This window comes from Singulisphaera chitinilytica (genome assembly GCF_049331405.1).
Classification (GTDB): Bacteria; Planctomycetota; Planctomycetia; order Isosphaerales; family Isosphaeraceae; genus PoT.
In genome coordinates, this window is the sequence record NZ_CP186274.1 from 3,142,635 (window position 1) to 3,164,509 (window position 21,875).

The following is a 21,875-nucleotide window of genomic DNA, read 5'->3' on the forward strand; positions in this document are numbered from 1 at the left end:
GTCTTCGACTACTCCCGGCGCAGCCAGTAGGTGCTGATCCCGAAGCCGATGATCAGCAGGGCCCCCATCACGGTCGGCACCATGACGAGGCGGGACTGGAGCAGCGGGTCTGCGGCGAGGGTCATCGAGACGTGCGTCTTGGGGGCGATCCCCTGCAGGTCGGGCCGGCCCCGCAACCAGCTCAGGGCATTCATGAGCAGGTTGGCATTCGTCGGCTCCCAGTTGAGCATGAGGTTGTCGCCGAAGGTGTTCGAGGAGAGCAGGACGAGCTTCGGGATCGGCTCGTCGTTCTTCCCCGGCTCGGGGCGGTCGGTCACCGCCACGCCGACGACCTGCGGGCCCGCCTCGTCCTTCCCCTGGTTGAATTCGACCCGGGGGTCGGTGAGGTCGGACTCGGCCCACGAATCCCGGCTCGTCCGGAGCAGGGTCGCCACAGTGTAGCGAGGGTTGACCGGCGAGCCCTTCAAGGCCCCCTCGCCCAGGATCCGGATGGGCGACGCCGAGAGGAAGAAGGCCGCGCGACTGGCGAGCGAGTTCACCACCGGGTGCTTGAGCTTGTCCTCGATCGGCACGACCACGATGTCGGGGCGGCCCCGGAGGCTGAGCCGACGGTCGAACATCGCCCCGTTGCCGAACTCGAGGTTGAACGACTTGAGGAAGTCCTCGAGCCCCGTCTTCAACTGGCCGCCGAACAGGAAGAGGAGCGGCCCGCCTTTCTCGGAGTAGGTCTTGAGCTTGGCGATCTCGTCCGACTTGAACGGGCTCTTGGGCGCGGCCACGACCATGGCCGAGGCATCCGCGGGGATCTCGTCCTTGATGAGGTTGATCTCGAGGACTTCCGAGCCGTCCGAGGTCAGACGCGACTTCCAGACCCCGAGCCCCGACTTGCGCGGATCCACCTCGTTGATCGAAGACTCGCCGTGCCCGACGGTGAAGACGATCTTGGGCTTCTTCTCCTCGCGGAGGCCGATGAGGGCGGAGGTGATCGCGTCCTCGCCGCGGAACTCGGTCTCGAACCGCACAGCCGAGCCTTCGCGACCTCCCTGGGCGGGGAGCTCGAAGAGGTCGTTGTTGCGGACGACGACCCGGCTCGCCGATTCCCCTTCGCCGTACTCGATCAGGACGCCGCCCCCCTGGATCACGGCCACGTCGGGGGCTCGCTTGGCCAGTTCCTCGAAGCGTTCCGGGTTGCGGAACGGGTCGAGCGACTGGATCTCGACCTTCTCCGGCTGCGCGGCCTTGTAGAGCTCCAGGAGCTGCCTGACGCGCTCGGCCAGCGGGACGGCCCGGGGGCCTTCGCCGTAGAGCATGGTCAGGGTGACCTGCCGCTTCAGGGACGCGAGCTGGTTCCGGGTCAGGCTCGAGAGCGAGAAGGCCCGCTCGCGGGTGAAGTCGAGCGGCTGGCCGCCGTAGCGGAACGTCACGACGTTCAGCACGATCAGGACGCCCGCCAGCAGCGAGGCGTTGAGCGCGGCGTTGGAGAAGCCGATCGTCCGCTGCAGGGCGGGGCTCGCGTGGCGATAGCGCTGATTGACGACGATCAGCCTCAGGACGATCGCGAAGCCGCAGGCGAAGAGCGGGATCGACCACGCGAGGTTCCCGCTCAGGGCGACGTAGGCCCCCGCCCCGACGAGCAAAAGCCCGACGACGACCGCGGCGATCACCCGGTCGCGATAGGCTGCCGCCGGGGCCTCGTCGTCTTCCTGGTCCGCGACCGCCTGGCCCGGAGGTGCCCCTCGGAGCGCCCAGTAGAGCGTCAGGAAGGCCGCCAGCGAGAGCGAGGCGACCCACACGAGGGGCCACGATAAGAGGGATAGCACGTTCGATGACATAGCTTCGGCCTTGCCTTTTCGTTCTCTTCGACGCCCCTATTTTCTTGGATCCCGAACCCGATTCCGGGCCGATCCTAGCGGGCTCGACGCATCTGCAGGACCTTGACCGTGAGGAAGAGCATGAACGCGCACACCGAGAGATGGAGCGCCACGTAGCGGAGGTCGAGCTGGCCCGAGCCGAAGCTCTGCACCTGCGCGAAGACGGCGACGAATCGGATCGCCTCGGCCCAGGCCAGGCGCTCGGCCGCCGCGTAGAAGAAGGCTAGCAGCGTCAGGACCACCAACAGGAACAAAACGACGAACGTCCAGATGGCTGCGATGACCTGGTTCTTCGTCAAGGAGCTGAAGAAGACCCCGATCGAGACGAACATCATCCCGACCGTCGTCAGGCCGATCGCCAGCGTCGTGAGCGGGCCCGGATCGAAGTGGAACTTCGCCTGGTAGTACAGGAACGGCAGGTAGATCGCGAACGGGAGCAGCAGGACGAGGTACATCACCACGCCGGCCAGCCACTTCGAGATGGCGATCTCGGCCTCCGTCACGGGGACGGTCAAGAGGGTCTCGATGGTCCCGCTCCTCCGCTCCTCGGCGAAGAGCCGCATCGTGAGCGCGGGGATGGCCACGAGCATGGCGATCCAGAACGGCGGTGAGCCGGAGATATAGCTGCTCAGCGGGTCTCGCATGACCGAGATGGCCTGCTGTCTGCGGCTCAACTCCGAGATCAGCTCCCAGAAGTTGAGCCAGGCGATGACCTGGAAGGCCAGCAGGATCAGGAAGGCCATCGGGCTGAGGAAGTAGGCGGCCAGCTCGCGCCGAAGGAGAGTGGGTATGTGCCTCATGTTCAAACGGCCTCACGTTCGGCGTCGGCGATCAGCGTGTCGCGGGTCACGGCCTGGATGAATCGGTCTTCGAGGGTCGTGTGCCTCACGTCCAGCAGGCGGAGCGGCCAGCCGTGCTGCACCAGGCGCTGCGAGAGCTCGACCCGGAGATCGGCCCCGTCGGCGGTGTGGACCTCGAAGCCGGAGAAGTCCCCGTCGCACGCGGTCGAGTTGACTTTCGTGACCTTGGGGACGGCAAGCAGGGCCTTGCGGATCGCGTCCTGAGGGCCGAGTGCCTCGACGACGATCGTGCTCTCGGTCTGGAGCCGCTCTAGCTTGTCGTCGAGCGCGATCTGCCCCTGGGCGATCACGATGACCCGATTACAGACGGCCTCCACCTCGGAGAGGATGTGCGTGGAGAGGAGGATCGTGTGGCGATCCCCCAACTCGCGGATCAGGGCCCGGACCTCGCGGATCTGGATCGGGTCGAGGCCGGCGGTCGGCTCGTCCAGGATCAGGATATCGGGGTCGTGGACCATCGACTCGGCGAGGCCCACGCGCTGGCGATACCCCTTGGAGAGATGGCCCAAAATGCGGTTCTCGACGTCGGCGATCTGGCACCGCGAGACGACCTCATCGATGGCCTTTCGGCGCTTCGATCGGGGCACGTCGCGGAGCTTGGCCCGATAGGTCAAGTACTCGCGGACCCGCATCTCGTTGTAGAGGGGCACATTCTCGGGCAGGTAGCCGACCCGGCGCTTGACCTCGAGCGGTTCGTCGAGGACGTCGTGCCCGGCGAGCGACGCGCGGCCGCTCGTGGGGGGCAGGAACGTCGTCAGCATCCGCATCGTCGTCGTCTTGCCCGCCCCGTTCGGGCCGAGCAGGCCGACGATCTCGCCCCGGCCCACCGAGAACGAGATCCGGTTGACCGCCTGGAACGTGCCGTAACGCTTGGAGAGTCGATCGACCTGGATCATGAACGCGACCGATGCCTCAAGATGGTTTCACATCAATTCAGGGCGACGCGATCGAGGATGGACCTCTTGGTCGAGAGTCCGGGACCGCCCGCGTGCCCGACCCCGATGCGATGGGAGTACGGAAGTCCTACGGCCGGAAGCTGTTCGCGTGACGAGAGGGGGCCTAACGGCTCCCAGCGGCGGCGGATTTCTCGCGGGCCTTGGCGACCTCTCGACGCAGGGTCCGGATCTGGTCCTGGGCGATCACGCTGATCTTGGACCTCAGGATCGGGGCCCCGTCGAACCAGGCCTTCGGCTCGGCGAAGGCGAAATGCGCCTCCACCAGCAGCATGCCCGGCTTGGTGGCGAGCTTGTTGATCTTCAGGTAGCTGATCCCCCCCTCGTAACCCTCGGCCTTGCCGGGGACCTCTTTCGCCCCCTGGAGCTTGTAGGGCCACCAGCGGTTGGGGAACTCCTTGTCTTCGGCGAATCGAGGGTCCGTCCTCGAGGCGATCACCCAGGAATCGGCCGAGCGCGAGGCCATCACGTGCGTCGTGGCTTCGACGTGGATCCGGTCGAGCAGTTTCGACGTGAAGTGAACATACCATTGCGTCTCATTGGATTTCGCGGCCCCCTCATTGAGTTTGCGCCCGGAGACCTCGGCCTCGCCGAGGACGTGGCTGCTGAAGCTCATGTTGGCCACGTCGACCGGCTTGGCGGTCGTGGCCTGCTTCGAGGCGTCATCCGGCTTGAGCTCGTCGAGATCTCCCTTGATGGCGAAGAAGACGTCGGCCTTGCGGACGAGGATTTTGCCGGGGCTCGGCTCGTCACCCGTCTTGAGGACCATCGAGGCCGAGATCGAGTCTCGGAGCAGGTCGGCGACCGCTCGCTCGGAACCGGCAATCGCCTTCAACTCGGCCGCTTCCTCCTGCCCGGTCATACCGTCCCGGAAGCGTGGCGAAGGGAGGACGACTTTGCGGCCGTCGACGGAGAGCCCCTCGGAGAGCACGGCCTGGAAGACCGGATTCTCGGCGTGGGCTTGGGCTTTGCCCGGTTCGATGGCGAGCAGGAGGAGGATGATGGAGCTGAAGGTCATGGGAATCACGTCGGTTGTATAGGGCTTGCGGGAAAGTTTTGGCCTCGGGCGTCCGATCCAAGTCAATAGGAATCGGATGGACCGGCACGACGACTCGTCATGCGGTCGGCCCGGGGCGGAGGATGCGTTTCACCATGGGATGGACCAGGACGAGTTTGACGGCCCGGGCGCCGCGATGGGCGTTCACCACCCTGACGGTCCTCTCGAGCGGCTGTCACTCGATCCCCATCGCGGGCAATGTGCATACAGATGCCGACGTCCGCGCCGGATTTCAAGGGTCGATCGCGGCCGGGCTCCAGGGGACGCTGGATGTTCGCATCCCGACGGCCACCGATCCCGGCCCGATGGTGCCGATCGTGGTCAGGCCGGCCGCCCCGGAATCGCCCAGGGTGGCGCTCCTCGACATCGATGGCCTGATCCTGAATCAGAACCTGACGGGCATCGCGTCGGTCGGCGAGAACCCCGTCTCCGCCTTCCGCGAGAAGCTCGAGGCGGCCGCGGCCGACACGCGCGTTCGTGCGGTCGTGATCCGGATCCACAGCCCGGGGGGCGGCGTCGCGGCGACCGACATCATCTCCGAGGAGCTGCGCCGATTCCGCGTGACGACCGGCAAGCCGATCGTCGCCTGCCTGATGGACGTGGCGACGGGCGGGGCGTATTACCTGGCCGTGGGGGCGGATCGCGTGATGGCGCTCCCGACGACGGTCACGGGGGGCGTGGGCGCCCTGGTCAATCACGCCAACCTGCAGGATGCGATGGCCCAGTTGAACGTCCGCGTCGAGCCGATCAAGGCGGGCGAGATGATCGACATGGGGAGCGTCACCGCCCCCTTGAGCGACGAGACCCGCGCCCTCTTCCAGGAGATGGCCGACGGCTTTCGCGACCGCTTCGCGCAGCGGGTCGCCCAGTGCCGGCCGGACATGACCCCCGCCGATCGCAAGGCCATCGAGGACGGGCGGATCGTTGCCTCGTCTCGGGCCTTGCAACTCCATATGATCGACTCCCAAGGGTATGTGGAGGATGCGATCGCCGAGGCCGAATCCCTCGCGGGCTTCCGGGGCTCGGAGGTCGTCCTCTTCCAGCGTGCCGGGCTCCCGACGCGCTCGATCTACTCAATCGTGCCGAATGTGCCCATTCAGAACGACATGATCCCGTTCAGCTACCCCGGCCTCGAGCGGAGCAAGCTGCCGACGTTCCTGTACCTCTGGCAGCCCGACCCGACGATCAGCCGGGTCGGGGGGCGATGATCTAGCGAGCGGCCTGCGGGCCCGGCACCCAGACGAGGACCAGGCCGCCGCGACGACGGGCCGGATTCTTGGGAGGCACGCCTCCCTTTGCCCCGGTCGTGCCCGCGGGTCGATGGCCACCGGCCGCCTCGGCTGTCTTCGCGTCCTTGGCGCCGAGGTTCGAAGGATGGGGCCCGCTCCTCATCTGCTCGGGGGTCGGCCCTTCTTCGCCCGAGCCGCTGGACTCGGTGACCTCGACGACCATGTTGTCGAACTCCTCGCTCACGAATGATTTGGGCGAGGCCTTGGCCTTCGGATTCGGATTCACCCGGAGCGCATTCAACTTCGTCCCGGCGTTGTTGGGGTGCGGGAGCAGGTCCGCGGCGAGCGTCCCGGCCATAACCGAGACCTGGGGGATGTCGGCCAGCTTCGCGAGCAGGACCTGGTCGGGCCTGGCATCCTCGCGCGAGTTCGGGAAATGCTTTTGGAGTTGCTCCCGGAAGGCCGTCAGCTCCTTCTCGTCCGCGCGGAAGGCGTATACGGTGGCCTCGGCCGGATGCTTCGGGTCGAAGACGAGCCCCTTGCGGATCGAGATCCGGCCGATCGCCGAGTCGAGCCGCGGCAGGTCCTTGATCATGCTGCCGACGAGGTCGGGCGACTGGTCGCCGATGACGTCGACCACGAAGAGGTGGCTCTCGTTCGAGCCGTCGAGCATCTCGCGGACGAACTGGTGATCCTGGTGCTCGACCGTCACCTGGCCGGGGTTCGCCTGGGAGGTTGAGCGAGGAGCAACCGGCGGTGCGGTCGTCGCGACGGTGGCGACGGCGACGCTCTCGGCGCTCGCCGGGGTCGAGTCGGCCACGACCGTCGGGCTCGGCTCGACCGCCTTCGTCGCCTTGGGCCTGGGTGGGATGACCGCGACCGGGCCGGCGAAATCCTTGCCCGGGGGCAGGAACTTGAGGGAGACGAACATCGAGGCCGTGAGCGAGCCGATAACCGAGGCGGCGACCGCGAGCTCGACCAGGGTCCGCAAGCGGGGCAGGCGGATCGGGCGATGGAGGATCGGGCGCCGGACGCGCCCGGACTTCACCTCCGCGAGGACGGCCGCGGTGACGTCGACGTGGAGCACCGGCACCGGGAGCGAGTCGACGAGGTCACGCACGGCGAGGAGCTCGCGCACTTGCTCGGCCAACGACGGATCGGCGAGCATGGCCATTTCGACCCGGTGACGCTCGGTCGCGTCGAGCTCGCCGTCGATGTAGGCGGACAGCAGTGTTTCGTCGTCAAGGATCATGGTATCTCGACGGGTCAGAGACTTTGGAACTCCGGCTTCGTGCCTCTCGCGGTCGATCACGATCCAGTCGCGTGATTCGTCAAGGGCCGGGAGGTCGCCAGCTCTTCGTCGACCAGGCTTCTCAGCCGATCTCGGAGCTCGCAACGCGCCCGGTGCAAGCGACTTCGCACGGTCCCCACGGGAACGCCCAGAATCGCCCCAATCTCTTCGTAGTGCAGGCCGTCAAATTCTTTCATCACGATCACGGCTCGATGGTCGGGGGCCAGGGAGTCGAGGGCTTCCAGGACCCTCCTGTCCCTCTCCGCCCGCTCGAGCGGCAGGGACGGGTCCGTCTCCTCGACATCCGAGGCCGGCTCGCCAACCCCTTCTTCCTTCCCCCTCGCGAGCGAGAGCGAAGGACGCTTGCGACGTCGATTGCTCAGCGTCAGGTTGACGGCGATGCGATAGACCCACGTATAGAAAGAGCTCTCGCCCTGGAAATAATCCAACTTCTCGAAGGCGCGGAGGAACGCGTCCTGGAGCAGGTCCTGGGCTTCCTCGGCGCAGCCGGTCAGGCGGAAGACGGTAGGATAAAGGCGGTCCTGGTAGCGGTTCACCAGGACCCCAAAAGCCTCCGTGTTTCCTGCTCGACACGCCTCGATGAGGGACTTGTCGTCATGACTCCCGCACATCATCAGCCTTAGACGTTCGGGGTGGAAAATCGTTCCCAAGAATTCCGACGGACCGGCAGCCCCGAGGCGGAGAGGGGAAGATCCCGGGGGAAATGCGAGCCCTTCGTTCCGAGTCTCTGTCTGTCGTCATCATAGAGGATGCGCCGGGCGAAAGCGAAGAGGCTTTGCGCGATCCGGCCCGCCGAATCCGGACCTCCGGGCACGAGACCGGAGGCGGTTTTCCGGCGGAAGTTTTTCGGCCCTTTTTGGTTGGGAATGGTGGTCTGAGTCCGCTCGGCGCGTTAACTTGTGCGTTTTCCGTTTTCGAGTCGCAACCAGGGTGAGTCCCCAGAGTCGATCCGCGTCGATTGAGGAGCGTCGTCGATGATTCACGCCTTGACCATGGCCTTGGGCGTCTGCCTCTTGACGAATGCGCCCGATACTTCCGGGGCGAGCAAGGACGCGAAGGCCCGCGCCCTCATCATCACCGGCGTGAATAACCACGACTGGAAGGCAACGACCTCGCATCTTGAGAGCGTGCTCGAGAATTCCGGCTACTTCGACGTCGACGTCTCAGAAGACCCCGACGCCTCGATCCTCGATCATCCCGAGAAGCTCCGCGCGTATCAGGTGCTCGTCCTGAACCTCAACCGCAACTCGCGATGGGCGCCCGAGCGGGAGAAGAACTTCCTCGCCTATGTGCGTGGGGGTGGCGGCCTCGTCGTGGTCCATGCGGCCGACAACGCCTTCCCCGGGTGGGACGAGTATGACCGGCTGGTAGGGGGGACCTGGAGGTCTCGCGGCACCTCCTTCCCGGATCGGGGGACGTTCCACCCCGATTACGGCTCGTTCCAGGTGAAGGTCGTGGACAAGGCGCACCCGATCACGCGGGGGATCGACGAGACGTTCAACACGACCGACGAAATGTACACAAACCTCAAGCTTCAGGATAACATTCATGTCCTGGCGCAAGGCACCTTCGAAGGGAAGGCCCAGCCCCTCCTCTTCGTCGCAAACCCCGAGAAGGGCCGGATGTTCCAGACGGCCCTCGGGCACGACCTGAAGGCCATGAACAACCGCCAGTTCATCGACACGCTCATCCGAGGCACGCGCTGGGCGGCCGGGCAACTGCGTTGAGGTCGAGGTCGACCGATTCGCGGGGTTTCCGCCCGGACGCGGCGTTTTCGATCAGACTTTAGGCTTGGAGTTCAGGGGTATCGCATGACAGAGTTCTTCAGCTTGGCCGGTCAAGTCGCGCTGGTCACGGGGGCCGGACAGGGCATCGGGGCCGGGATCGCGAAGCGGCTTCACCAGGCCGGCGCCAAGGTCGCGATCTTCGACATGGACGCGACGAATGCCGGGGCGGTCGCGGCCGAGCTGGGCGGGGTCGCCGTGGTCGGCGACGTCCGCACCGAGGCCGACGTGATCGCGGCCGTGAAGCAGGCCGAGGAGAAGCTCGGGCCCATCTCCATCGTCGTCAACAATGCCGGCGTGACGGGCCACACCGACCTGAGCTGGAACTTGCCGCTCGAGGAAGTTCGCCGCGTCATGGACATCAACGTGCTCGGCCCGTTCCTCTTCTGTAAGGCCCTCATCCCGGGGATGCTCTCGCGCAAGTACGGGCGGATCCTCAACATCGCGTCGATCGCCGGCAAGGAAGGGAACCCGACGTTGGTCCCTTACTCCGCGTCGAAGGCCGCCGTCATCGCCATGACGAAGGCCATCGCCAAGGAAGTCGTCGGGAAAGGTGACATCACCGTCAACGCGATTGCACCCGCCGTCATCCGGACGCCGATCCTAGATGGTATGGCGCCGAGCACCGTCGACTACATGGTTGCCAAGATCCCGATGGGGCGCGTGGGGACCATCGAAGAGGTGAGCGCACTCGTGCATTATCTCGTCAGCTCGGAGGCGAGCTTCACGACGGGCCAGTGCTACGACATCAGCGGCGGCCGCGCGACGTATTGATCGAGTTGAGCCGGGATCTGTGGGCGGGCCTCATGCGAGTCTCGCCCGCCCGATTCGTCACCCCGAACTGGTCAACGCGACGGAGTCGATGGGGATCACTGGATCGCGATCGAGCAAGGAACGAGGTATGTCCGAACGCTATTGGCTCGTGCATCCGAACGGCGGTCGTCAATTGATCGATCCCCATCAATTCGACATCGTCCGCCTGGCCGACCAGATGACCCGGATCGGCGGCAGCCTCGTCATCGAAGAGCTGGAACCCCCCACGCCCCCCGTCGCGACGACCCCCGCCCCCATCCCATCGCCGATCGTGGGCCAGCGGCTCTTCGAGCCCCCCGTCTCCGCCCTCGGGCCCCTCTTCCGCGACCGGCTCGACCGGATCTATACCTGCAAGCAGCCCTATACCCTCGAGATCAAGACCCGCGCGACCACGCGCGTGCTCGGCGGCTACTACCGGACGCGGTCCCTGATCCGGATCTATTCGCACGACGGCGAGACGGGGCGCCGGCCGCTCGAGGAGCTGTTTGACACCTTCCTGCATGAGATGGCGCACCACCTCGAGTACACCGAGCCCGACTCGTTCCACGCAAAGGCCTGCGGGCGGGTCCCCGGCCGGATGCACAGCCGGCTCTTCTGGCGGATCCTGGGAGAATTGAAGCATCGCTGGGCGCATCTGCAGGCGCGCCAGTCGAGCTGCTGAACAGGGGGGGAAAGGAGTCCGGTTGCCCGGCCTGAATATGCGGGCTGACGGGGCTGGGCCGATCGCCGAGGATCGCGCGACCGGCCCGGATCAGGTTCGGGGGATTATTCCGCGGAGATGCCCAGCTCCTTGACCTTCCCGGCGACGTCGGGGCCGGCGGTCTTCGTGTTAACCTTCTTGTCGATGCCCTTGATGACGCCGTCCTTGTCGATGTAGAAGGTCCAGCGCTCGGCGACCTTGCGCTGGCCGTGGACGACGCCGTAGGCCTTGGCGACGCTCGAGTCGGAGTCGCTGAGGATCGGGTAGTCGAGGTTCAGCTTCTCGGCGAACTTCTTGTTGTCGGCCGGCTTGTCGACGCTGGCGGTGAAGTAAGCAACGTTCAATGGCCTGAGCGCATCTCCATGCTCACGCAGCGACTTGCACTCGATGGTGCAGCCGGGGGTGTCGGCCTTGGGGAACCAGGCGAGGACCACGCCCTTCTTCCCCTTGAACTGGTCGAGCGAGTAGGTTTTCCCGTCGGTGCCCACGAGCGAGAACGCCGGGGCCTTGTCACCGACCTGCAAGTCACCTTCCGCCGCCTTGGCGAGCGGTCCCGCGAGGATCACGCCGAGCCCGAGCAAGGCAACCCTCATCATGGAATGACGCATCACGACCTCCTCAACTAGGTGGGAATCTGCAGCTTCGTCGCGTCGCCCGAGGTCGGGCGAGCCGGGACGATGCCCGAAGTTATCAACAGGTCCCACCGAATACAACGAGACAGCGAGCGCCGGGGCGACCGTCGCACTCGACCCTACCGAGTCTCGCACGTTACACTCGTCCCTACCTTCGCAAAGGCCGATGGCAGCCCGGGGCCGTCTCCGGTCCCGCTGGCCCCCCACGAAACCGCCCACGAGAGCCCGACGATGTCAATGGAGATCACCCCCGCTCGCAAGCCCCGCTCGCCCAAGGCGAGCGCCACGGATGGGTCGGGCGTCGACCGATCCTTCTGGACGGGGTACTTCGTGGACGGCTGCCTCATCGCCCTCTTCCTGGTGCTCGCCTTCCTGCTGGGGGTCTTCCCCCTCAAGGACACCGACTTCTGGTGGCACCTCCGCACCGGCGACCTGATCCGGTCGACCGGCAGCGTCCCGACGCACGACCTCTACACGTTCACCGTCCCCGACCATCCCTGGATCGATCTCCACTGGATCTTCCAGGTCCTCATCAGTTGGGGCTATGAGCACGGGGGCGTCATCGCCCTCAATATCGCCAAATGTATCATCACGTGTGCCTCGCTCTTGTTTCTCATCATCTGCAAGCGACGCGAGTGGCCCGTCTGGTGCATGCTCCTCGCCTGGCTCCCCGCGTTGCTCGTCCTGAGCGGCCGGATGTACATTCGGCCCGAGACGTTGACGCTGTTCTATCTCGCGGCCTTCCTGGGGATCCTCACCGCCTGGGACCGCATCCCCTGGCTGGCCTTCCTGCTCCCGGTCGTCCAGCTCGCGTGGGTGAACACGCAAGGGCTCTTCGTGCTCGGCCCGATCTTGCTCGGGTTCGCGCTCGTTGATGCCGTCTTCCGGAGGCAGGCCTTCGCCGAGTCTCGCAAGCGCTGGTGGAAGATCGTCGGGGTCTCGACGGTCCTGACGGGCCTGGTCTGCTTCATCAACCCCTATGGGATCCGCGGGGCCCTCTATCCGCTGGAGCTGGCCGGCACGATGGGGAACCCGATCTTCTCCGAGACGATCGCCGAGCTGACGCCGATCCCCGTCTTCATCCGACGCAACGGCGGCTGGTCGAACCTCCCGCTCCAGATCCACGTCGCGACGATGGTGCTCGGGGCCCTGAGCTTCGTGATCCCCATGGTCTGGACGGTCCTCCGGCGCATGCAGCCCGACTCCTCCTTGGCCGAGCCGGAGCCGAAGGGGGGCAAGTCGAAGGGCTCCGAGTCCAAGAAGGACGGCAAGTCGGCCAAGGCCAAAAGGAAGAAGAAAGGGAGCGTCGAAGCCCCCTCGACCGGCTGGCGGCTGAGCCTCTTCCGCCTCTTACTCTTCGCGGCCTTCTCCGCCCTGAGCTGGCGGGCGACGAGGAATAGCCACCAGTTCGCCGCCGTCGTGGGAGCGATCACCGCCTGGAACTTCGCCGAGTGGGCCGGCGCGATCAACGCCCGACGTCTCAAGCAGGCGCCCGAGGGACGGAGCCTGAAGGCGATCCCCCGCGCGGCGACCTTCCTGACGATCGCCCTGATGATCGTCTTGATCGGGAGCGGGAAGTTCTACGCCTGGACCGGCGAAGGGCGCATCATCGGCCTGGGCGAGGAGCCGCTCTGGTTCCCCCACGAGGCCGTCAAGTTCTGCGGCAAGATCGGGATGCCCGAACGCTTCCTGAGCTTCCACGACGGATACTCGGCGCTCTACGAGTACCACAACGGCCCCGAGCGCAAGACCTTCGCCGACGCCCGGCTCGAGGTCATCGGTCCCGAACTCTATGAGCGCTACCTCGACCTCAAGCAGAGGATCGCCGGCAATGCCTCCTCCTGGCCTCGCGAGCTCGACGAGCTAGGCAGGCCGGCCGTCCTCGTGGGGCATGTCGATAACTTTATGGCCGGGGCGAGCCTGATGGCGAACCCCCACTGGCGCTGCGTCTGGTTCGACTCGATCGCCGCCGTGTTCGTGCACGAGTCGTACACCGGGGCCGTCCAGACGCACACCGTCGACTTCAACGCCCTGCATTTCCGACCCGAGCCGTCGCAGGTCCCGAAGGGCTCCGCCGCCCTGATCGCCTCGGCCAAGGCCATGTGGAGTTATGCCCAGGGGTTCTACTCGCTCAAGCGGAAGGACCTCGCCCGGTCGATGATCCTGATCGGCCTCGACTACACGAGGCGGATTCGCGCCTCGCTGCCGAACAGCCTCGAAGGCTGGAAGCTGACCGGGCAGATGGACTCGATGCGAGACGTCCTCTCCGAGGCGGATCAGGTGATCCCACGCTACCGATATCCGTTCGACCCGGTCTTCGACCTGACGACGGCGCGGGCAACCTTTGCCCTCAAGCGTGCCAATGAGATCGCGCAGGGGGATTTCCTCTCGCTACTCCTCCTCGGTCGTGCCTACGAGCAGCGCGGGATGGACGAGGCGGCACTCCCCGTCGCCGAGGAACTGATCCAGCTCCATCCGATCAACCAGCAGCAGTTGATGACGCAGGAGAGCAGCCGCGAGCACGTCGCGCAACTGGCCAGGAAACTCGGCACGATGCCGGCCACCGACTGGAGCAACCTCGGCGAGCTCGACCAGATCGTCACGCGCCTGCTCTCGGCGGGCCGGGCCGGATCGGCCGCCGACCTCATGGAGCGGGCCTATCCGGTGGCCTCGAGGACCTGGGAGATCAGCGACCGCATCGCGACCCTCCGGCTCCACCTGGGCGAGCCCGAGAAGGCGCGCCAGATCTGGCAGGGGGGCCTCCCGCCGGCGAAGCCCGCCACCCGCAGCACGAGGGTCGCGATGAGCTACCTCGTCCAGGACGACCTCGACCAGGCCCGCCGCTCCTTCCACGAGGCGATCGAGTCGGATCCGAACCAGTTCGAGTTGCGCTATGGCTTGGCCGTCCTGGAGCAGGAGGCCGGGCACGCCCAGGCCGCCTTCCGCGAGGCGACGCTGGCCGAGAAGCTCGCCCCCGACGACACGTCGCGTAACGCGGCACGATTGATCCTGAGCGATACGAGGCGGTTCCAACAGCCTTGAGGGAAGACCCTCCGGCCGAACGAACCGGGCGACGCCAGGCGGTTGCCGAGGCGACTCCCCCCGGCTAATTTCGTTGCGGGTCTGTGCGAGCTTCGCATACCGACAACGAAATTAACCGCAGGGTGGAGTCCTCATGAAACCGATCAGGCTTCGTTGCGTGCCCATTTTGGCCGGGCTCATGGTGGCGTTCGGATGGAACCTCGGCGTCGCCGAGGAGAAGAAGTCTTACCCCACGTTCGGCACCATCGAACGCAAGGATAAGCGGATCGACGCCCTGATCCCCGCCGACGCGGTCCTCGAGAAGCTGGCCGAGGGCTATAACTGGTCCGAGGGGCCGGTCTGGGATCGGCGCGGGGGCTTCCTGCTCTTCTCCGACGTGCCCGAGAACATCGTCTTCCAGTGGAAGGAAGGGCAGGGGGTCAAGACTTTCCTCAAGCCGAGCGGCTACACGGGGACCGTGGCCAGGGGGGGCGAGCCCGGGTCGAACGGCCTCGTGATCGATCCCCAGGGACACCTGATCCTCTGCCAGCATGGCGATCGCCGGGTCGCCCGGCTCGAGGCAGATGGCAAGTTCACCACCCTGGCCGATCGCTACGACGGGAAGCGTTTCAACAGCCCCAACGACGCCGTGATCCATTCCAGCGGCGCGATCTACTTCACGGATCCCCCGTACGGTCTCCTCGAAGGCAACAAGGATCGCAACAAGGAAATCCCGTTCAACGGCGTCTACCGGATCGCCAAGGATGGCAAGGTCACGCTGCTGACCGACGTGGTCGCCTTCCCGAACGGGGTCGCCTTCTCCCCCGACGAGAAGACCCTCTATGTCGCCAGCTCGGATCCGAGCAAGGCGATCTGGATGGCCTTTGACGTCAAGGAAGACGGCACGCTCGGCAAGGGGCGTCAGTTCGCCGACGTGACCAGCCTGGTGAAGACGAAGAAGGGACTCCCTGACGGCCTGAAGGTCGACAAGGCGGGCAACCTCTTCGCCTCCGGCCCCGGCGGGATCCTCATCTTCGCCCCGGATGGGACTCACCTCGGGACCATCGACACCGGCGAGGCCACGGCCAATTGCGGCTGGGGCGAGGACGGCTCGACCCTCTATATCACCGCCGACATGTACATCGGCCGGATCCGCCTCACCACCAAGGGCGCCGGCTTCTGAGCGATCGCCACTCGCCTCCCGGATCCTGCACTTGGTGGGGTCTGGGAGGCCATCTCCCTCTTCAACTCACCTCGCAGCAGGATCCGCACGTATCAATTCGCGTAGAAGTGACAGGCGGTCGCGTCGGGCCGATGTGCTTCGAGAGAGGGATTCCTCATCGGTCCCCCGGCATCACGACCGCTCGAATTGATCGGATTGGTACGGGGTTCGCATTCTTTCCGTCGTTTTGGTCATGGAATCCTTCCCGCTCGTTCGATCCTGAGAGACGAGCCTTTCGCCGTGCGCGATGACTTGCGACGCGCGAGGGCGTTTCCTCACACCTCTCGACCGAACCGACGTTGGGAAACTCCTGAGATGCCCGCAAAACGAACAGGGTCACGCCCCTCCGCCGCCGCGGCGAGCTCGAGCCCCGTGTCGAATCCGCTGGCCAACGCGCTGCTGCTCGCGGCCGCGTTCGGCATCGGACTGGCCACCCTCGTTTCCAAGGGCCGGTTGAGCTGGCCCCCCCACCAACTCCTCGCCAGCACATACACCGTCGCCGGCTGCCTGGCGATGGTCGGCCCCCTGGTCCTCGCCCGGGTTGACTCCTCCGAGCGCGGCCTGGGAGACCTCCTCTGGATGACCGGCGGGCTGCTCATCTGGATCTTCGACGGGGCCGCGGCCGCGCGGGGCCTCTGGCAGTCGCAGCCGTGGGCGACACCCCTCGGCTACGAGACGATGGGGCTCACGATGCTGGCTGTGCTCGTCGCCGGCTGGCGCTGCAAGCTGGGGGCCCGGCACTGGGCCTGGACCAACGTCACGGGCTGGCTCCTCGGGATCTTCTGGGTCGCGATGGCGATCACGACCCTCGTACCGGCCAGGATCACCGGGCTTGCCTTGCGGTGAATGCTTGACGCTCGACTCGCCTAACGATTACCTTCGAAGCTCGCGGCCTGGTTCTCCCGGCCGCGTCGTGCGCCCCGCATTCATCCGGCTGACCCCGATCGGATCGCATCCATCTTCCGCCCCGATCCGAGGAGCTTCACCTGTGGCTGTCGAGCAGAACCTGACTCCCTCCCCCGAGACGCAGTACAACTCGGTCATCGAGAACGAAATCCCGGCGTATCGGGCCGTCAGCCCCCAGGCCGTCCTGAGCGTCCTGCTCGGGCTCCTCGGACTGCTGAGCTTCACCAACTGGTTCTTCCTGATCTTCTCGGTGGCCGCCGTCCTGTTCGGCGTTTACGCCGAGCGGAGGATCCGGCGTGACCCGGAAATCTGGACCGGGCTCCGACTCGCCCAGATCGGCACGGCCATGGGGATGATCTTCGGCCTGGCGGCCGTCACGATCTCCTTGGTGCAGGGGGTCGTTCGTTCGTACGATGCCTCCAAGTTCGCCCGCGAATATGCCGAAGTGCTCAAGAAGGGATCGGTCGAGGAGGCCGTCTTCAACTCGGTCGCCCCGAGGATGCGCGAAGGCAAGACCCCGGTTGAGCTGTACAAGGACATGAAGGCCCAGGCCAAGGAGCCGCAGGCCTTCGAGATGCACTATACGGGGCTGCTCAGCCTGAAGAAGGTCATCGAGGATGACCCCGCGACGGATATCCACTTCGAGCGGCTGGAGACGCACGGCGTGGATGGGCTCGACCGATTCGCGGCAGCCCTGGTCGAGGTCCACTCGCCCAAGGCAAAAGTGGAGCAGTACGCCCTCCTGATCCTGAAGTCGTCCCCTAGCTCGGGCAAGCCCGGATGGTGGGTCGAGGAAACCAAGTTCCCGTATCAGCCCGCGTCGTACGTCCCGCAAGCCAAGGCCGTGGATGACGGCCACGGCCACGCCCACTGATCTCTGGGTGGAGGAGCGACCCTCTGCAATCGCGATACCGATTCGACTCCCGCCGACCCCTCAAACGAGAGGCCGGCGGGAGTCGTCATTTCGAATGGACTCGATTCAAATTTACGACGCGTAGGAGGCGTGGCACTTCTCGGTTTCCCAGAGCGTCACTTCCTGGATCGGCAGGCCGGCTTCCTTGGCATGGTCGTAGATCAAGCGAGCGATGTTCTCGGCGGTCGGGTTCACGTCCATGATGAAGACTCGCTCGCCGTGCTGCTGGAGGACCGGCAGGATCGGGTCGTCCTTGCAGAGCAGCATGTTGTGGTCGAGGTTCTCGTCGATCCAGAGCTGCACCTTGCGCTTGATCTCGACGAAGTCGACGAGCATGCCGAGGTGATCAAGCTCCGGCGCCGCCAGCACGATCACGGCCTTGCCGTTGTGACCGTGCAGGTGCTGGCACTTGCCGTCGTAGTTGAGGAGGCGATGGCCGTAGCAGAAGGCGATCTCGCGGGTGACGCGGTACATGGTCGTTGCTCTCTGATCGGATCCGATCGGAATCAATGCCTGCGAGCGGGTGGGGCGAGCGGCTCAGGAGAGGGGGCTGAGGACGGACGCGTAGGTGGTGAGGTCGCTCACGCCGGCCTCGCGGAACCCTCGCTGGCGCTCCGCACACTTGTTGCAGACGCCGCAATGCTGCCCGTCGACGGGGGCGAGGCAGGAAAACGTATCGCCCAGCGGGAGCCTGGCACCCCGACGCAGGATCTCGGGCTTGGATAGCGACTCGAAGGGGCGGAGGATCTTCAATTTGCCGCCGACCGCCTGATGGACGGTCGCTTCGAGCAGGCTGAAGAAATCCTGCGTGCTGTCGGGGAACGGGTTCGAGCTGAGGCAGCCGAGGGCGAGGAATTCCACCCTCCGCAAGCGGCACCAGACGGCCGCCTTGGCGGTCAGCAGCAGGTTCCGCCCGGGGAGGTAGACCGACTCGTCATTCGAAACGGCGTCGGGCACGTCATCCCCGGTGAGGCTCCAGTGGGAGCCGTAGACGCCGGCGATCGGTTCGTCCAGGACCGTCAGTTCCGCGATCGCCGGGCAGTTGACCCCTTTGAGGAAGCGTCGGAGCGATGCCAGCTCCTCCGCCTCCCAGCGCAAGCCGAACCGGACGTAGAGCGGGAAGACCCGATCGAAGTCGCGGAGGAGGTCGACGCAGAGGATCGCGCTATCGGCGCCGCCGCTCACCAGGACGGCCACGCCCCTAGACTTCAAGTCGTCGCTCATGTTCCAGCTAGCGCAAGGGCAGATGGTCGGTGCGCCCGGTCCGAACCCACGCTGGAACGCACCCCGGCATCGAAGGAAGACAGGAGCATTCTAGGGCCGCCGATGGGAGACAGCAAGGCCGGCGGAGTACGCCCAAGAGACGACACCCCGCCCCCTCGTGTCGACCCAAGGGCTCAATGGGCCGGGGCTTGTGCCAACTCCGCGTGGGAGTGGCTGTGCGGCCCGACGCTCGGCGGCGTGGCCGCGGAAGGCTTCTTCCGCCACTCGGCCAGGCGCTGCATGACGACGTAGAAGACCGGCACGAAGAAGACGGCGAGCACAGTCGCCGCGATCATGCCGCCGAAGACCGCCGTCCCGAGGGCCCGCCGGCTCGCCGCACCCGGCCCCTCGGCGTTCACCAGCGGGTAGATACCCAGGATGAACGCGAACGAGGTCATCAAGATCGGCCGGAACCGGAGCCGCGAGGCCCCGACCGCCGCGTCGAGGATGCTTTGCCCCTTCGCCCGCAGCTCGCGAGCAAACTCGACGATCAAGATGGCGTTCTTGCTCGCGAGGGCGATGATGAGCACGATCCCGATTTGCGTGTAGATGTTGTTATCCATCCCCCGCACCGCGACGGCGATGACCGTCCCGAGGAGCGCGAGGGGCACCACGAGGATAACCGCGGCCGGCATCGTCCAGCTTTCATACTGGGCGGCGAGCACGAGGTAGACCATCAACACCGCGAGCCCGAAGACGAAGATCGCCTGCGACCCGACGCGCTTCTCCTGGAACGACATCCCGGTCCATTCGAACCCCATCCCGCCGGGGAGCTTGCTGTTCGCCATCCCCTCCATGATGTTCAACGCCTGGCCCGAGCTGAACCCCGGCGCCGCTTGGCCGCTGATCGAGGCCGACGGATAGAGGTTGTACCGCGGGATGATCTGCGGCCCGAGGGTCTTCTCGACCTTCACGATCGTGCCGAGCGGCACCATCTCCCCCTGGACGTTGCGGACTTCCAGGCGGCGGATGTCCTCGGGCCGGAGCCGGAACTTCTGGTCGGCCTGGACGCGGACCTGGAAGGTCCGGCCGAACTTGTTGAAGTCGTTGACGTAGGCCGAGCCGAGCGCCGCCTGCAAGGTGCCGAAGATGGCGTCGAGCGTGATTCCCAGGCTCTTGGCCTTCACGCGGTCGACGTCGACATAGAGGGTCGGCACGCCCGAGCGGAAGGTGGTCTGGAGCCCTCGGAGGTTGGACTGGGCATTGCCGTCCTGGACCATCTCGTCGACGACCTGCTGGAGTTGGGTCAGGCCCACGCCGCCGCGGTCCTCGAGCTGGAGCTGGAAGCCGCCGGCCACGCCGAGGCCCATGATCGCCGGGGGCGGGAAGGCGAAGACCATCGCCTCCTTGATCTTGCCGAACTCGCCCATGATGTGCCCGAGGATCGCCATCTGGCTCAGCTCGGGCTTGCCCGTACGCTTCTCGAACGGCTCGAAGTCGAGGTAGAAGGTCGCCGCGTTCGACGCGACCGCCTGATCCAGCAGCGACTGGCCGCCGATCATGAAGTAGCCGCGGACGCCCGGGGTCTTCTTGAGGATCTCGCCGACCTTGTCGAGAACGGGCCTCGTCCGCATGGTCGAGGCCGCGTCGGGGAGCTGAACGCCCACGATCGCGTACCCCTGGTCCTCCTGGGGCAGGAAGCCGGTCGGCAGGAGCGTGAACCAGTAGCCCGTCACGCCCGCGAGCACGACGAACAGCATCATCATCACGAACGTGTGCCGTACGAGCCGGCGGATGATCGCGGTGTAGAAGGCCTCGCAGCGGTCGTAGACCGCGTTGAAGGCCCGATAGAAGGCGTTCTTGCGTTCGGGGGTCGGACGGAGATAGACGGCGCACTGGGCCGGCTTCAGCGTCACGGCGTTGATGGCGCTGATGATGGCCGTGGCGGCGATGGTGAGGGCGAACTGGCGATAAAGCCGGCCCGTGATGCCGCCGAGGAACCCGGTCGGCAAGAACACGGCCATGAGCACGAGCGTGATGCCGATGACCGGCCCGATGACCTCACCCATCGCCTTGATCGTGGCGCTCTTGGGGTCGAGCTTCCCGCGGTCGATGTGGTGCGACGCGTTCTCGACGATCACGATGGCGTCGTCGACCACGATGCCGATCGCGAGCACGAGGCCGAACATCGTGAGCATGTTCACCGAGAAGCCGAGCGCACCGAGCGCGGCGAAGGCACCGATGATGGTCACCGGCACGGTCGTCGCCGGGATCAGGACGGCCCGCCAGTCCTGGAGGAAGAGCAGGATCACGATCAGGACGAGCACGCCCGCCTCGATCAAGGTCTTGTAGACCTCGTTGATCGACTCCTCGACGAAGATCGTCGGGTTGAACGGGATGTTGTATTCCATGCCCTCGGGGAATGAGGGTTTCATCTCCTCCATGGCCTGCTTGACCTTGCGGGCCACGTCGAGGGCGTTGGCCCCGGGAAGCTGGAAGACGGCGACGCCCGCCGCGGGTTTGCCGCTGACTTCGCACCACTGGTCGTAGACCTGAGCACCAAGCTCGACGCGGGCGACGTCCTTGAGGCGCGTCATCCGCATGCGTGCGGGCTCGTCCTCGACCGTCTTGATGATGATGTTGCCGAACTGCTCGGGGTCGGTGAGCCGGCCCATCGTCGTGACGTTGTACTGGAAGTTCTGCCCTTCGGGGGAGGGGGCCTGGCCGACCTGGCCGGCGGCCACCTGGACGTTCTGCTCCATGATGGAGGCAAGGACGTCCTGCGTGGTGATGCTGCGGGCCTTGAGCTTGTCGGGATCGATCCAGATCCGCATCCCGTACTTGCTGGCGCCGAAGATGGCGATGTCACCGACGCCGTAGATCCGGCTCAAGACATCCTTCACCCGGAGCGTGGCGTAGTTGCTCAGGAAGAGGTCGTCATACCGCTTGTCCGGCGAGAGGAGGGCGACGGCGAGGATGATGTTGGTCGACTGCTTCTTGCTCTGGATCCCCTGGCGCTGGACCTCCTGGGGGAGCCTCGGCTGCGCGATGGCGACCCGGTTCTGCACCAGGATCTGGGCCTTATCCAGGTCGGTGCCGACCTCGAACGTGACCGTCAGGGTGTACGACCCGTCGCTGGCGCAGGTGGAGGACATGTAGAGCATGCCCTCCACGCCGTTGACCTCCTGCTCGATCGGGGAGGCGACGGTGTCGGAGAGCACCTGCGAGTTGGCACCCGGGTAGCTCGTCGAGACCTGAACCGTGGGGGGCGTGATCTGCGGGTACTGCTCGATCGGGAGGCCGATCAAGGTCACGCCGCCGATCAGCATCGTGACGATCGCGATCACGTTGGCGAAGATCGGCCGTTCGATGAAGAATCGCGAAAACATGAGGCGGCTC

Annotated in this window: 18 protein-coding genes; 8 read left to right on the forward strand and 10 right to left on the reverse strand. The window is 65.8% G+C overall.

Annotation, left to right across the window (positions count from 1 at the left end):
• Positions 1-8 precede the first annotated feature (8 nt).
• From ACOYYX_RS12840 to ACOYYX_RS12855, 4 genes are all read right to left on the reverse strand, one after another.
• Complete coding sequence (locus ACOYYX_RS12840; RefSeq protein ID WP_422930299.1) at positions 9-1,793, reverse strand: GldG family protein; 1,785 nt, start codon at positions 1,791-1,793, stop codon at positions 9-11.
• 113 nt (positions 1,794-1,906) lie between these two features.
• Positions 1,907-2,671, reverse strand: coding sequence for an ABC transporter permease subunit (locus ACOYYX_RS12845; protein WP_422930300.1), 765 nt, complete (start codon positions 2,669-2,671; stop codon positions 1,907-1,909).
• 2 nt (positions 2,672-2,673) lie between these two features.
• Positions 2,674-3,627 carry an ABC transporter ATP-binding protein gene (locus tag ACOYYX_RS12850; RefSeq protein WP_422930301.1) on the reverse strand — a complete coding sequence of 318 codons (954 nt, stop codon included), beginning with the start codon at positions 3,625-3,627 and terminating at the stop codon, positions 2,674-2,676.
• Positions 3,628-3,790: 163 nt separating this feature from the next.
• Positions 3,791-4,702 carry a hypothetical protein gene (locus ACOYYX_RS12855; protein WP_422930302.1) on the reverse strand — a complete coding sequence of 304 codons (912 nt, stop codon included), beginning with the start codon at positions 4,700-4,702 and terminating at the stop codon, positions 3,791-3,793.
• A gap of 134 nt (positions 4,703-4,836) precedes the next feature.
• Here ACOYYX_RS12855 and ACOYYX_RS12860 point away from each other — a divergent pair, with 134 nt between their 5' ends.
• A complete protein-coding gene (locus tag ACOYYX_RS12860; protein ID WP_422930303.1) occupies positions 4,837-5,949 on the forward strand; it encodes a S49 family peptidase in 1,113 nt (370 codons plus the stop codon).
• A gap of 1 nt (position 5,950) precedes the next feature.
• Here ACOYYX_RS12860 and ACOYYX_RS12865 read toward each other — a convergent pair whose 3' ends face one another.
• On the reverse strand, positions 5,951-7,222 hold the full coding sequence (locus tag ACOYYX_RS12865; protein WP_422930304.1) for an anti-sigma factor family protein: 1,272 nt from the start codon (positions 7,220-7,222) through the stop codon (positions 5,951-5,953).
• 56 nt (positions 7,223-7,278) lie between these two features.
• Positions 7,279-7,818, reverse strand: a complete 540-nt coding sequence (locus tag ACOYYX_RS12870; RefSeq protein WP_422930305.1) for a sigma-70 family RNA polymerase sigma factor — start codon at positions 7,816-7,818, stop codon at positions 7,279-7,281.
• Between the two features lie 438 nt (positions 7,819-8,256).
• On the opposite strand from ACOYYX_RS12870, the gene ACOYYX_RS12875 reads away from it, so the two are divergent.
• The 3 genes from ACOYYX_RS12875 to ACOYYX_RS12885 all read left to right on the forward strand — a co-directional run bounded on the left by ACOYYX_RS12875 (position 8,257) and on the right by ACOYYX_RS12885 (position 10,540).
• Complete coding sequence (locus tag ACOYYX_RS12875) at positions 8,257-9,009, forward strand: ThuA domain-containing protein (protein WP_422930306.1); 753 nt, start codon at positions 8,257-8,259, stop codon at positions 9,007-9,009.
• Between the two features lie 84 nt (positions 9,010-9,093).
• The gene (locus ACOYYX_RS12880) at positions 9,094-9,840 is read left to right on the forward strand and encodes an SDR family NAD(P)-dependent oxidoreductase (protein ID WP_422930307.1); all 747 of its coding nucleotides are present in this window, start codon (positions 9,094-9,096) and stop codon (positions 9,838-9,840) included.
• A 127-nt stretch (positions 9,841-9,967) separates the two neighbouring features.
• Complete coding sequence (locus ACOYYX_RS12885) at positions 9,968-10,540, forward strand: hypothetical protein (protein WP_422930308.1); 573 nt, start codon at positions 9,968-9,970, stop codon at positions 10,538-10,540.
• Between the two features lie 104 nt (positions 10,541-10,644).
• Here ACOYYX_RS12885 and ACOYYX_RS12890 read toward each other — a convergent pair whose 3' ends face one another.
• A complete protein-coding gene (locus tag ACOYYX_RS12890; protein ID WP_422930309.1) occupies positions 10,645-11,187 on the reverse strand; it encodes a peroxiredoxin in 543 nt (180 codons plus the stop codon).
• Positions 11,188-11,442: 255 nt separating this feature from the next.
• Here ACOYYX_RS12890 and ACOYYX_RS12895 point away from each other — a divergent pair, with 255 nt between their 5' ends.
• The 4 genes from ACOYYX_RS12895 to ACOYYX_RS12910 all read left to right on the forward strand — a co-directional run bounded on the left by ACOYYX_RS12895 (position 11,443) and on the right by ACOYYX_RS12910 (position 17,234).
• The gene (locus ACOYYX_RS12895) at positions 11,443-14,253 is read left to right on the forward strand and encodes a tetratricopeptide repeat protein (protein ID WP_422930310.1); all 2,811 of its coding nucleotides are present in this window, start codon (positions 11,443-11,445) and stop codon (positions 14,251-14,253) included.
• A 133-nt stretch (positions 14,254-14,386) separates the two neighbouring features.
• Positions 14,387-15,415, forward strand: a complete 1,029-nt coding sequence (locus ACOYYX_RS12900) for an SMP-30/gluconolactonase/LRE family protein (RefSeq protein WP_422930311.1) — start codon at positions 14,387-14,389, stop codon at positions 15,413-15,415.
• 411 nt (positions 15,416-15,826) lie between these two features.
• A complete protein-coding gene (locus tag ACOYYX_RS12905; RefSeq protein WP_422930312.1) occupies positions 15,827-16,300 on the forward strand; it encodes a hypothetical protein in 474 nt (157 codons plus the stop codon).
• 142 nt (positions 16,301-16,442) lie between these two features.
• A complete protein-coding gene (locus ACOYYX_RS12910) occupies positions 16,443-17,234 on the forward strand; it encodes a DUF4190 domain-containing protein (protein ID WP_422930313.1) in 792 nt (263 codons plus the stop codon).
• 111 nt (positions 17,235-17,345) lie between these two features.
• Here ACOYYX_RS12910 and ACOYYX_RS12915 read toward each other — a convergent pair whose 3' ends face one another.
• The 3 genes from ACOYYX_RS12915 to ACOYYX_RS12925 all read right to left on the reverse strand — a co-directional run bounded on the left by ACOYYX_RS12915 (position 17,346) and on the right by ACOYYX_RS12925 (position 21,865).
• Positions 17,346-17,747, reverse strand: a complete 402-nt coding sequence (locus tag ACOYYX_RS12915; RefSeq protein ID WP_422930314.1) for a 6-pyruvoyl trahydropterin synthase family protein — start codon at positions 17,745-17,747, stop codon at positions 17,346-17,348.
• A gap of 63 nt (positions 17,748-17,810) precedes the next feature.
• Positions 17,811-18,497 carry a 7-cyano-7-deazaguanine synthase gene (locus ACOYYX_RS12920; RefSeq protein WP_422930315.1) on the reverse strand — a complete coding sequence of 229 codons (687 nt, stop codon included), beginning with the start codon at positions 18,495-18,497 and terminating at the stop codon, positions 17,811-17,813.
• Positions 18,498-18,670: 173 nt separating this feature from the next.
• A complete protein-coding gene (locus ACOYYX_RS12925; RefSeq protein ID WP_422930316.1) occupies positions 18,671-21,865 on the reverse strand; it encodes an efflux RND transporter permease subunit in 3,195 nt (1,064 codons plus the stop codon).
• Between the last annotated feature and the right edge of the window lie 10 nt (positions 21,866-21,875).

Coding starts and splice junctions, on each gene's coding strand:
- ACOYYX_RS12845 (WP_422930300.1), bottom strand. CDS start 2,671: ATGAGGCACATACCCACTCTCCTTCGGCGCGAGCTGGCCGCCTACTTC.
- ACOYYX_RS12850 (WP_422930301.1), bottom strand. CDS start 3,627: ATGATCCAGGTCGATCGACTCTCCAAGCGTTACGGCACGTTCCAGGCG.
- ACOYYX_RS12855 (WP_422930302.1), bottom strand. CDS start 4,702: ATGACCTTCAGCTCCATCATCCTCCTCCTGCTCGCCATCGAACCGGGC.
- ACOYYX_RS12860 (WP_422930303.1), top strand. CDS start 4,837: ATGGGATGGACCAGGACGAGTTTGACGGCCCGGGCGCCGCGATGGGCG.
- ACOYYX_RS12865 (WP_422930304.1), bottom strand. CDS start 7,222: ATGATCCTTGACGACGAAACACTGCTGTCCGCCTACATCGACGGCGAG.
- ACOYYX_RS12875 (WP_422930306.1), top strand. CDS start 8,257: ATGATTCACGCCTTGACCATGGCCTTGGGCGTCTGCCTCTTGACGAAT.
- ACOYYX_RS12880 (WP_422930307.1), top strand. CDS start 9,094: ATGACAGAGTTCTTCAGCTTGGCCGGTCAAGTCGCGCTGGTCACGGGG.
- ACOYYX_RS12885 (WP_422930308.1), top strand. CDS start 9,968: ATGTCCGAACGCTATTGGCTCGTGCATCCGAACGGCGGTCGTCAATTG.
- ACOYYX_RS12890 (WP_422930309.1), bottom strand. CDS start 11,187: ATGCGTCATTCCATGATGAGGGTTGCCTTGCTCGGGCTCGGCGTGATC.
- ACOYYX_RS12895 (WP_422930310.1), top strand. CDS start 11,443: ATGTCAATGGAGATCACCCCCGCTCGCAAGCCCCGCTCGCCCAAGGCG.
- ACOYYX_RS12900 (WP_422930311.1), top strand. CDS start 14,387: ATGAAACCGATCAGGCTTCGTTGCGTGCCCATTTTGGCCGGGCTCATG.
- ACOYYX_RS12915 (WP_422930314.1), bottom strand. CDS start 17,747: ATGTACCGCGTCACCCGCGAGATCGCCTTCTGCTACGGCCATCGCCTC.
- ACOYYX_RS12920 (WP_422930315.1), bottom strand. CDS start 18,497: ATGAGCGACGACTTGAAGTCTAGGGGCGTGGCCGTCCTGGTGAGCGGC.
- ACOYYX_RS12925 (WP_422930316.1), bottom strand. CDS start 21,865: ATGTTTTCGCGATTCTTCATCGAACGGCCGATCTTCGCCAACGTGATC.